Annotated in this window: 4 protein-coding genes and 1 tRNA gene; 1 reads left to right on the forward strand and 4 read right to left on the reverse strand. The window is 59.2% G+C overall.

Annotation, left to right across the window (positions count from 1 at the left end):
• The first annotated feature begins 178 nt into the window (after positions 1–178).
• The gene (gene fni / locus NW843_RS08810; protein ID WP_414522705.1) at positions 179–1,237 is read left to right on the forward strand and encodes a type 2 isopentenyl-diphosphate Delta-isomerase; all 1,059 of its coding nucleotides are present in this window, start codon (positions 179–181) and stop codon (positions 1,235–1,237) included.
• Positions 1,238–1,495: 258 nt separating this feature from the next.
• On the opposite strand, the gene NW843_RS08815 is transcribed toward fni, so the two are convergent.
• The 4 genes from NW843_RS08815 to NW843_RS08830 all read right to left on the reverse strand — a co-directional run bounded on the left by NW843_RS08815 (position 1,496) and on the right by NW843_RS08830 (position 5,499).
• On the reverse strand, positions 1,496–3,094 hold the full coding sequence (locus NW843_RS08815) for a DUF6930 domain-containing protein (RefSeq protein ID WP_414522706.1): 1,599 nt from the start codon (positions 3,092–3,094) through the stop codon (positions 1,496–1,498).
• A gap of 189 nt (positions 3,095–3,283) precedes the next feature.
• A tRNA-Thr gene (locus NW843_RS08820) sits at positions 3,284–3,356 on the reverse strand.
• An 83-nt stretch (positions 3,357–3,439) separates the two neighbouring features.
• The gene (locus NW843_RS08825; protein WP_414351270.1) at positions 3,440–4,135 is read right to left on the reverse strand and encodes a TPM domain-containing protein; all 696 of its coding nucleotides are present in this window, start codon (positions 4,133–4,135) and stop codon (positions 3,440–3,442) included.
• A gap of 260 nt (positions 4,136–4,395) precedes the next feature.
• A complete protein-coding gene (locus tag NW843_RS08830) occupies positions 4,396–5,499 on the reverse strand; it encodes an FAD-binding oxidoreductase (RefSeq protein WP_414522707.1) in 1,104 nt (367 codons plus the stop codon).
• Between the last annotated feature and the right edge of the window lie 115 nt (positions 5,500–5,614).

The raw sequence follows: 5,614 nt of genomic DNA on the forward strand, positions 1-5,614 counted from the left end.
GACAGTGCTATGCCTCCGGCACCCTACCGGGAACCGCACCGCTGTCCCAGTAGATAGCGAGTCACCTTGGACTCCGTCCCGCTAGCGCGAACGGGCAATGCTGTTCGCCTTTGGCAGCGCACGGCGTTATAGACTGACAATCTCTACCAAGACCAAAGGGCTCTGCACTGCTGACGCGATGGCCAATTCTCTCCCCCCCATTTCCGAGCGCAAACAGGATCACCTGGACATTGTTCTGCAGCAGGATGTGGCTGCCAAAGGGATCCGCACCGGGTTTGAGCGGTTTTTCTTTGAGCATGTGGCGCTGCCGGAGCTGCTGTTGCCGGAGATCGACCTAAGCTGCGAATTCTTGGGAAAACGCCTACAGGCACCCCTGCTCATCAGCAGCATGACGGGGGGAACAGAGGCTGCCCATGAGCTAAACCGACAACTGGCCGCCGCTGCCCAACAGTTGGGTATTGCCATGGGGGTGGGATCCCAGCGGGCAGCCTTGGAACATCCAGAGCTGGCCCGGACTTACCAGGTGCGCCAAGTGGCCCCGAATATTCTGCTGCTGGCCAACCTGGGTGCCGTTCAGCTCAACTACGGCTATGGGTTGGAGCAGGCGCGACGGGCGGTGGAGATGATCGAGGCGGATGCGCTGATTCTGCACCTCAATCCTCTCCAGGAGGCGGTTCAGCCCCAAGGGGATCCCGACTGGCGTGGATTGTATGGCCGCATCGAACGGTTGGTGGCGCAGTTACCGGTGCCGGTGGTGGTGAAGGAAGTGGGCAATGGCCTCAGTGCCAAAGTAGCCCAGCAGCTGGCCGAATGCGGCGTGGCAGCCCTGGATGTGGCGGGGGCGGGCGGCACCAGTTGGAGCGAGGTGGAGGCCCATCGCCAAACAGATGCTCTCAAAAAACGCATTGCCCACAGCTTCAGGGACTGGGGGATCCCAACGGCTTTGTCCCTGCTGGAAATTCGTCGCCTGCTGCCGGACTTACCCCTGGTGGCCAGCGGCGGCATCCGCAATGGCATCGACGCGGCCAAAGCTATCCGTCTGGGAGCCGATGTGGTGGGTATGGCCGCCCCCGCTTTACACGCCGTCTCCCAAGGACAGATGCAGGCAGTGGTGGACACCTTTCGCGCCGTGATCGAGGAGCTGCGCATTGTTGCCTTTTGCACTGGATCGGCCAACTTGGCTCGGCTGCGACAAGCTACCCTGCGGCGGCAGGATACTTGGGATCCCTTGCCCTAAACTCCAAGCACTTGCCAAAAACTGAGGGTCAATACCAGAGCCCCCAGATGATAGGGCCACTGTATGCTTTGTCGAGATGCTTTGTCGAGCTATTTTGCCGGTCAGCACCCAGGAGAGAACCAGAGCCAAGATAGCGTGGATCCCTGGAAAAACCGAATCACCGCCCGGTAAACCTGCCAGAGATAGAAAGAAGGGATCCCGGCTGGGAGAAAGTTGCCCAGGTTACCGGTAGCACCTAACCTGCCTCCATCTGGACGGTCAAGGCAAGTGCAATTGTCGGCTAATCCGCACCATCGGCCCCAGTCCCAGTCCCGTTGGGTTCAAAGCCTGCATCTCAAACAAGGCCAGAATGTGGCGCACTTGCAGCTCTGGGCCCGTAGAATTCACCCCCATCGCCACCACCAAGCCGCAATAGCCACCCGTATCCCGGCAACGCCGCTCCCAGCGCTTGCGAGCCATGGAGTGAACGGGATCATCTTCGGGAAACTCTCCAAACAGGTGCAGATCGCGATTGCCCGTTTGCACAATTTCCAAGTCGTAGCGATCGCCATCGAAGGGATCCACCCCTGTGTTGAAACAAACGCCTTGTGGCCCACCTTCCCCACGCAAATTCTCGATGAGCTGCTTTGCTTTTGATCGAGAGGTGCGCACAATCACCACCGGCAGCCCTTCTCCATTTTTCACCAGCTTGCTTTGGGGGAGGGGATGCCATTGCCCCGTGCGCCGCAGCATTTCCACCGTTGTCCACGGCAAGACCCCCAGACCTATCTGCGCCCCTTCCGGCACCAAATCATCCCGCAGCAGGGTTTGGGCAGGTTCTTCCTCCTCCCCTTCCAGCTGCAGCAGCTCTTCAGCCACGTCCGGCAGAGTGCGCACCTGCACCGAAAGGGTTGCTCCCTTCTCTTGGGGGTTGGGAATGCGGTACCGACCTTGATAGGGTCGAAAGTCATCTTCCAGCTTGCGGTGGTACTGCTTGAAGAAGCGATGCAAGGCTTCCAGGGCCACCGATAAGGCCGCCGCCTCATCCTCCTGCAAAGTCACGCGCAAGCCTTCCAGGGGGTGAATGGTGCCGAAGTTCGGCTCAATTTCCTCAGGATCCAAATCTGCCAAGTCCAGATCCGGCAGTTCGTTAAGTTCAGGATTGCGAGCTTGGAATGTGAGATAGAGACAATCTTGTCTGAGGAAGGCTTCCTCCATCTCTTCGGGAGTATCCGGCTGGCCCGCATCCTGGCGAAACTGTTTAAGAGAGGGCAGCGAGCGATAAAAAAGCACCCCATACTCCATACCCAACCGCCCCATCACCGAGACATAAAGGGTTTGGATGTCCCAGTGATCTAGGTCGATGGCCAAGATTTGGTGATCCTCTAGGTAATCCCAGGGAGCATCTCGCCAGAGGGTAAGGGCTTTGCCGGCCAGCAACTCAACATAGTGTTCCGGCAGAGGGGGAGGGATCCGTTCGTTGGCCTCTTCAAAGCTCTGAAGGATCTCATCGATCAGAGGCAATTCCGGCTGGCATTCCACCTTGATGTCCAGCTGGTGCAGAATGCCGCGCAAGAAAAATTGCACCTCTCGATCCCGCACGATGATCTTCTGGGGGCGAGCAGGTGAGGCAGCATGGGGCCGCTCCATGGCCACAATCAAGGTTCGCACCATCGGCTCAAAGCCAGAACCGGCGGGCACCACCTCCATGGCCCGTACCACGCCCTGAACGCCATCTACCCAAAGAATGCACTCCCCTTCCGTTTGGGATCCCATGGGTGGCGATCCTGAGAGCTTGTGGCGATCCCCTTCCCACACGGAGGGCACCTGGGGCAGCTTTTGCAATCGACGAACCGTAGCGGCTGGGAGACCGGACATAGACATCCAAGAAGAATCAGGAGAACAACCCAATCGGCTGAGTAGGTATGCCAAACTGAGCAAGGATCGGCCTTGGCCTTTTGCCGGTAAGGCCCAGGGCTCCCGCTGAGGCCGATCTAACCACCAGTGTAGAAGCTGAGTTCGGCTTCAGCGAGAGGAGACAGCAGAGCCAAGTTCCATGGCACCAGAAGCTGATGGTCAGATTCGAACTGACGACCGCTCGATTACAAGTCGAGTGCTCTACCAACTGAGCTACACCAGCAATTTCTGCTCACCGATTCTAGCATTTGTCCCCTGCGAACTGGGGCTCGCAGGGAAGGACGCCCAGCCGACTTCACGAGTCAGCTACTGCTGATCCACTGCCGGGCGAGCAATGGGAGCCAGGTAGATCACCAAAGCCCCTGCCAGAAACCCCAAGACGTTGCGCAAGACCGGGATCCAATCCTGAGTACGTGTGACCACCGGGCCGATACCGAAAGCCCCGAACAAAATGAACCACAGGGGAGAAATGAGCAAGGCCCAACGCCAGTTAAACAGCTCCTCCGCATGGCGGGGCTTGCCGGCAAACCCAAGGACAATCCCCCCCAAAATCGAGGTCACCAGCGTCAGGATCCACTGCTCTTGAGGCAGGCCGGGCACCACGCGGCAGCCCCCCTGATGAAAGCAGCGATCCAAGACATCAACGGTCTCTAAGATGGCGCGGTGGGTGCCGTGCTCCCGCACATAGAATTGGTTGCCAAAGCGAGATTGCAGCTCAATCCAAAAGGTACGTGGCAAGATCTCGCGCACAGCATCCCCTACATTAAACGCCAGCAAGTTGCCCCCCCTGGGATCCGCCACCATCAGAACGCTGCGCTCATTCAAGCCCCAGTATTCCTTCACCTGACGACCCGGTGTTTGGTCGAACTGAGTCAGCACCCGCAGCTTCCAGCCGGTGTCTTGCTCTAACTTGTTCAGATGCTGGGCCAGTTGAGCTTCCTGATTGCTGGTCAACTGATCCGCTAAGTCCAAGACCGGCACAGGCGGCTGAGGCAGCTCCATCGGCACCACCGGCAGGGCAGGTTGCGCCCAGGTCAGGGATCCCCCGCCCACCGCAATCAACAGCCCAAGGCAAAAGCCCACCCCAACGCGGAGTATCCGCTGCCACTCGATGCTCATGCTGATCCCTCTCCTAGCTTTGACGCTGAGATACTGAGAAATGATGTTAAGAAATGTTTCAATTTCTTATAGATCTATCATGCACCGGAACAAGACGTTTGGCCAGAGGGATCCCGGGGAAGGAGCGGTGACAGGGGCAGTGCCTATATCAAGCTGGGGCTGAAGGTGCCGGCAGGGTCAAATTGCTGCTTCAGCTTGCGCATTAGGCTGGCAACCGGGCCAAAGTCATGGGCAAGAGCCTTCTTCAGAGCCGGCGGCGCCTCCAGAAGCAGGAGAAATCCGCCCGCAGACTTGAGGTAGCGCTGCAGTTGCATCAGGGATCCCACTTCTGGCTGAACCAGCCAAGCCCGCCCTAGCCCACAGCCTCGGTGCAGTTGCACCTGAGCCCCAGGGAATAGGGTTTGAAACTGCTCCAATGTTGCCAGGCTCTGATTGGGCAGGCACCCGAACTTGGCCAGCACCGCCCCTGAGCCGGGTTGAGGCAGGGACAGAGAGTCGGGATTCACTTCCTGCAAAGTCAGCCCTGCAGGGGCCAGCCGCCGCGTTTGGGCCATCTGTTGGGCGATTGCTCGCTCCGAGCCGTGAAAGCTGAGCCAAACTTGGGATCCCTCTGCCCTTAGCCAGAGATCCACCCCCACAGGGTTAACGGGGCCGGTCAGCACCTGCCGACACAAAACCTCCAGCTCCGGCAAAGATCCTATGGCCAGCAAAGTAGACTGAGCTGCCGGCAACGGGTAAAGCCGTAGGCTCACCTGGGTCAAAATTCCTAGGCTGCCCAAGGATCCAGTGAACAGCTTCATCAGGTCATAGCCAGCAACATTCTTGACAACCCGCCCGCCCGCTTTGGCCACTTCCCCATCCGCCCGCACCCAGGCTATGCCCAGCAGCAAGTCGCGGATCCCGCCGTAACGCCAGCGCAGAGAACCCGTATCGGCAGTGGCGATAATGCCCCCCAGGGTAGCCCGCTCCGGATAGAGGGGATCCACCGGCCACCATTGCCCCCGCTCGGCCAAGATGTGTTGCAGTTCCGCCAAAGTCATGCCAGCTTCCACCGTGACGGTGAGATCAGCAGCCGCATGGTCGATGAGCCGGCGTAAGCCGCGCGTGCTGAGAACCAAATCCACCGGCTCCACAGAGTGGGCCCAGCCCCACTTGCTCCCCTGCCCCAGCGGCAGCACTTTCCGCCCTTGGCACTCCTTTAAGATTCCGGCCAATTCCGAGACCGTTGATGGAGTCTGGATCGGCAAGGGATCCCCTGGATCAGATAGCAAGGTCGCCAGTGAATGGGGAGAAGACATTGGGGAAAGCGAAGCAGAGAGTGACATCCTCCCGACGCTGACCCTACGGGTACAGCGCGGGCTT

Origin of the sequence: Synechococcus sp. R5-12 (assembly GCF_047502655.1) — a bacterium.
In the GTDB taxonomy this organism is placed as follows: Bacteria; Cyanobacteriota; Cyanobacteriia; order Thermostichales; family Thermostichaceae; genus Thermostichus.